Origin of the sequence: Streptomyces europaeiscabiei (assembly GCF_001550375.1) — a bacterium.
GTDB lineage: Bacteria > Actinomycetota > Actinomycetes > Streptomycetales > Streptomycetaceae > Streptomyces > Streptomyces europaeiscabiei.
On sequence record NZ_LRTR01000242.1, the window covers coordinates 1 to 5,246 of the forward strand.

Annotated in this window: 4 protein-coding genes; 2 read left to right on the plus strand and 2 right to left on the minus strand. The window is 72.9% G+C overall.

Translation table 11 applies throughout. The annotated features are described in order from the left end of the window. Together AWZ10_RS11705 and AWZ10_RS11710 are read right to left on the minus strand one after the other, a co-directional pair. A partial coding sequence (locus AWZ10_RS11705; RefSeq protein WP_060891029.1) for a serine/threonine protein kinase occupies positions 1–1,850 on the minus strand: 1,850 nt, incomplete at its 3' end. 44 nt (positions 1,851–1,894) lie between these two features. Continuing rightward, on the minus strand, positions 1,895–3,262 hold the full coding sequence (locus tag AWZ10_RS11710; protein ID WP_162948643.1) for a S1 family peptidase: 1,368 nt from the start codon (positions 3,260–3,262) through the stop codon (positions 1,895–1,897). Positions 3,263–3,365: 103 nt separating this feature from the next. Between AWZ10_RS11710 and AWZ10_RS11715 the strand changes: the two genes are divergently transcribed. Both AWZ10_RS11715 and AWZ10_RS11720 read left to right on the plus strand, forming a co-directional pair. Then, a complete protein-coding gene (locus tag AWZ10_RS11715) occupies positions 3,366–3,716 on the plus strand; it encodes a trypco2 family protein (protein WP_046709921.1) in 351 nt (116 codons plus the stop codon). Between the two features lie 299 nt (positions 3,717–4,015). Further along, positions 4,016–5,005, plus strand: a complete 990-nt coding sequence (locus tag AWZ10_RS11720) for an MBL fold metallo-hydrolase (protein WP_173531738.1) — start codon at positions 4,016–4,018, stop codon at positions 5,003–5,005. The last annotated feature ends 241 nt before the right edge of the window (positions 5,006–5,246 follow it).

A 5,246-nucleotide genomic window follows, 5' to 3' on the forward strand; every position in this document is an offset into this window, starting at 1 on the left:
AGGCCCAGGGCGGCGCCGCCGTGCGCGGGGTTGCGGGCGAACACGGCCTCGTACAGCACCTTGGCGGTGGGCCCGGCCGCGCGTTCGCCGAGCCGCTCCCCGCAGTAGGCGAGGGCCAGCTTGGGCGCGTACTCGCCGGGTAGTTCGAGGCGGACCTTCGTGAAGTGGCCCTGGGCCTCGGCGACCTGGCGCGGGTCGTCGTCGAGGTCGGCGCGGCGCAGCGCGACCAGGGCGCGGTGCCACTCCAGCCGCCACCGGCGCACGGCGGACGGCCCCGGCAGGGAATCGGCGGTGTCGAGTTCCTCCTGGGCCCGCTCCAGGTCGTCCCGTGTGTTCCGGCCCAGCAGGACCCGTACGTTGTGCAGCCGGATCTCCACCGAGGGCGGCTTGCCGTCCTCCTGGTCGAGGAGCCGGCCCGGGTCGTAGCCGCTGCTCACCTCGAACCGTGTGGTCTGCGGGTCGCCCGGGTAGCGCCGGGGCACCGGCAGCCGGCGGGCGATCTCGGTGGGGGTGGGGGCGCCGAGGTCGAGGGCGGGGGCCAGGGGCGGTTCGTAGCGGTCCCGGCGGGGGCGGTCCAGCCAGTGTTCGATGCCCGGCACCGTGCCGAGCCGGGCGCCGAGCAGCTGCGGGGACGGCCAGAAGTAGTCGGAGGGTTCGGGCGGGTCGCTCTTGCCGCGCAGGGCGCGGATCTCCCGCAGAGCGCCCCGCAGTTGGCCCGCCATCTCCCGGGCGTCGGCGAAACGCAGGCCGGGGTCGCCGCGGGTGGCGCGGTCGACGACCCCCCGGAAGGAGGCGGTGCCGAGGCCGGGCACCTCGTCGACGGCCCAGCCGGCGAGTTCCCGCAGGGTGACACCGACGGTGTGCAGGTCGTGGGCGGTGGTGGGCATGGGAGAGGACGCCGTCTCGGGCGCCATGTAGTCGGGGGTGACATGGGCGGGCGGCTGGCTCTGGCCCTGTTCGCGCATCCCGCCGAGGTCGATGACCTTGACGCCGTCGCCGTGGTGCACGACGTTCGACGGCTTCATGTCCCCGTACACGAAGGCCCGTTCGCCGCCCGCGTGCAGATGGACGAAGGCTTCGAGGATCTGGCAGCCGTACGCGGCGACGTGCTCGATGTCGAGGACCGACTCGCCGCGCCGGGTCTCCTTGACGACCTTTTCGAGGGTGCCGTCGCCGACGTCGTCCATGACGATGTAGCCGCCGGTGACCTGCCCGGTGCCGTCGCGCCGGGCGACGAAGTCACGGATCTGGACGATGCGGGGGTGGCGGATGGCGACGAGGTTGCGGCGTTCGACGTCGGCGAGCCGGGCCCCGTCCTGCTCGTAGCGGTTGAGCATGCCCTTGACGGCTACCACGTCACCGAGATGGGTGTCCTCGGCGAGATAGACCCAGCCCTGGCCGCCGTGCGCGATGGGCCCCATGATCCGGTACTGGTCGCGCAGCACGTCGCCCTCGGCGAGTTCGGGCCGGTACGAGTATGGCTCGCCGCAGGCCGGGCAGTACCCCTCGACCGGCACCCGGCCCACGGTGTAGGGCGGTGCGAAGGTGATGCCGCACTCGGGGGACGAGCAGCTCATGCGGACGCGCAGCGGCGCCTCGGGGTGGATGAGGCGTTCCTGCGCGGGGCGCGGGACCCGCTCGGGCAGCGCGAGCAGCTCGGCGGGACCGAACTCGCGGGGGTCCTCGGGCAGTTCGGGCAGCCGGGGGCCGTTCTCCGCACGGCCGCACACGGCGCAGTGGCCGGTGGGCAGCACGGTGCCGCCGCAGGGGGCGCCGGTGAAGCGCCGGTGCGGGCAGAGCGTCGCCCTCTCGTCGTCCGTCCCCTGCCTTGGCTGGGCGCCGGACCCCATGCCGGGCGTCGTCCCAGGCGTCATCCCGGGCCTCGTGCCGGGCCTCATGCCAGGTCTCCGGAGCGCCGCAGATCGGCGCGCAGGGTCCTGATCAGCTCACGCAGCCGGGCGAGCCGCGTCTGCGGGTCCCTGGTCTCGTCGATCAGGCGGCGCTCGGCCCTGCGCCGGTCGGCCGTCTCCGTCAGCGAGCCGAGGGAGGAGCTGTCGACGACACCGTGGCGGACCGCGCGGCTGAACTCCGCGCGCTCCAGCCGGGCGAGCAGCGCGTCCGCGTGGGCGAGGAGCGCGGGCGCGAGGAGTTCGTCACGGGCGGCGGTCCAGCCGGTGCCGCCCTCGTGGCGGAAGACCACCAGCAGTCGGAAGCCGACCGACCGTAATCGGGCGAGGAGTTCGATCAGCGGACCCGGCTCGGGCTCCTCGTCGAGGCCGTCGACGAGGACGGCGACCCGGCCGCCGGACGCGAGGACGGGCGGCTGCGCCGGCCGGGGCCCGGCGCCGAGCAGCCAGTCCCAGTAGGCCAGGTACTGGCCGGCCGGGAAGGCGATGTGGCCCAGGGCGTGGTCGGCGAGGTCGGGTCTGCTGGAGCCTCCCCCACTCTCGGCTTCGCTCGAGCGGGAGGTACCCCCTCCGCGGTGGACGAGAGGGGCCCGGTGCAGCAGATGGCGCAGGGAACGGTCCTTGCCGCCGCCCGGAGCCACCACGGTGATCTTCACCGGCTCCTCGTCGGGGTCCTCGAACCACCGGATCAGCCGTTCCCCGAAGTCATGGTTCCAGGCATCCGGGCCGGTCAACTCCTTGATCAGCGGCGAGAGTTCGGCGATACGCTCGACGGGGATCAGATACGAGAAGGCGAGCCGGTTGTTCTCGGGCAGCAACTCGCCCATGTCACCGCGCCAGCTGACGACGAGGCCGACCACCCGTGCGGGGCGCCCTTCTTCCGGCCGTGTGCACACGGCGGCTCCGCTGAATCCCCTGCGCACGACCTCGGCCTTGGTGACGGCGTCGAGCTGCACCCGCTCACCACTGACCCCGCCGATACGGCCCCACAGGGACATGCCGTCGTCGAAGCCCTCCGCGTAGCCCGTCGCGGACACCTCCATCCCGCCCAGCAGCCCCGTCTCCAGCCGGGCCGGCCGCGCCTGCGGCCGCGGACTGTCCAGCCGCAGCACGGCGACGTCCTCACCACCCCCGGGGCCCTCGGGCAGCCAACCGCCGGGCGGGACACGCGCGGACACCGGAGCGAGGTCGCTGTTCTCGGCGAACTCCAGCCACATCACGGCGTCCGGGCTGCGCACCACGTGTGCGCAGGTCAGCGCCGTGTGCTGGTCGACGAGCACGCCGGCGCCGCAGATGGGCCCGTGCGCGTCCCCGCGCCGCAGCCTGAGCCTCCAGTCCGCACGCAATTCCCCCATGCTGCCTCACACTACGCGCGGAGCATCGTGCGTCCCTAGACTTGTGAACCAACTTGGATCGGTCGATCAACGGACCATCAACGGAATCCGACGAGGTGTTCACATGGGCGATACCGAACCGGTCGGTCTCGCGGAGGCCATCGGCACGGTCCGCGCGGAGCTGGCCAGGGCCCAGGCAGAAGGCGCGGCGAGCGACTGGCGGTTCAGCGTGGAGCAGGTCAGCCTGGAGTTCGCGGTCCAGTTCCACCGGTCCGGCGAGGGCGGGGCGGGCCTGCGCCTGGGCGTGGTCGAGGCCCGCCTCGGCGGCTCGGTGAGCCACGACTCCACCCACCGCATCCAGGTGGACCTCAAACCCCTCCCCGGCCCCGGCGGCCACCACCACGAGGTGAGCCGCGAGGACCCCGTCGCCCCCGAACGCCCGGACCCGTCGGCCGGCTCCCTCTCCCGCGACTAGGGCCGCGGCCTCGCGACCCCACGATGCACCGGCCAAGTCCCCGTCACCGTATGGCTGTTCACCCGACCCACCACGTCGACCAGGGCCGGCAGCACCTCGGCGGACAACTCGTCGCCGACGGCACGGGCCGACGCGGCGCCCACCTCCCGTTCCACGGAGCACCTCGTCGCTCGGCAGGGCGGGGGCCGCCGGGCGATGGCCGCGGAAAATACCGTCACCGGTCCGGTGACGGCCCGTACGATCGGCCGACATCCGTGCACGTGAGGAACCGTGACGACGAGGCCGGGGAGCAAGCCGGGATGACCCACCAACCTGAGCAGCGTGTCAGGCACTCTCAACGGCTCGACAAGGGGCATCCGTTCCGCCAGTGGAAGACGTGGCGCATACCCGGGACCGGTCTGACCCTGACCGGGTACTCACGGGCGAACGACAAGACCTTCTTCCACGTCCCCGAGCTGCGGTGCGCCCTCGATGCCGGTCTGGCCGAGGGCCGGCAGGTGGAGACGGTGCTCCTGACCCACACCCATCTCGACCATTCCAAGGACCTCGACTATCTGGCGGCCAGGGACGCGGGGGTGGACATCTACCTTCCGGCCGACGCCGAACCGTACGCGCAGGCCTATCTGCGTGCTTCGAGCGAGCTGAACCACGGGGCGGGGTTCGATCCGTCCCTCTCCGCGGGGTGCCGTCTGCACGGCGTGCGGCCGGGTGCGGAGTTCTCCGTGGGCCGCCGCGGGGAGTACGCGGTCCGCGTCGTCGAGTGCCTGCACAAGGTGCCGTGCGTGGGCTACTGCTTCGCGGAGAAGAAGACGGTCCTGACGCCGGAGTACGAAGAGCTGAAGGCGTCGATGGTCGCGGCGGGCCGGGCCCGGGAGTTCGGCCGGATCATCGCCGAGCGACGCAAGGAGGGTGCCGGCACGGTCGACCGGGAGATCCGCCGCCCCGCCTTCGCCTTCCTCGGAGACACCCACGCGAGCGTGTTCGCGCGGAACCCCTGGCTGTTCGACTACCCGGTCATCATCACCGAGTGCACCTACCTCGACGACGACCGGCTCACCCGGGCCCGGGAGGTCGGACACACCGTGTGGAGCGAACTCCGTCCGGTGGTCGAGGCACATCCGGAGAACCTGTTCGTGCTGACCCACTTCAGCCTGCGCCACTCCGACCGGGAGGTCGTCGAGTTCTTCCGGAACGAGCTGGAGAGCGGAGCGGTCGGGCATCTCGACAACGTCGTGCTGTGGGTGCACCCCGAGAGCCGTCTGACCGAGCAGCACCAGAGCCACGGATGACGGTCCGCCGGCTGCGGGCGTGGCCGGTCGGCCGTTCCGGACGAGACCACGCAGCAGCACGGACGGGGTGCGCGCCGTTCGGGTACCCGGCCCGGCCCGCCCGGGGCCCCGAGTATCCCGAGTCTCCGCCCGCCCGGAGCCCCGAGCGCGGCCCCCGACGCCGACCCCGGCGCTAGTCGCCGCTGCTCCACCGACCACCGGCGGAGCAGCGGACGTCACCTCCGTGCGGCACCCCCGGCCC

Bases quoted from the DNA above. Each gene is read 5' to 3' on its own strand.
- AWZ10_RS11720 (WP_173531738.1), top strand. From the start codon at position 4,016: ATGACCCACCAACCTGAGCAGCGTGTCAGGCACTCTCAACGGCTCGAC.
- AWZ10_RS11710 (WP_162948643.1), bottom strand. From the start codon at position 3,262: ATGGGGGAATTGCGTGCGGACTGGAGGCTCAGGCTGCGGCGCGGGGAC.
- AWZ10_RS11715 (WP_046709921.1), top strand. From the start codon at position 3,366: ATGGGCGATACCGAACCGGTCGGTCTCGCGGAGGCCATCGGCACGGTC.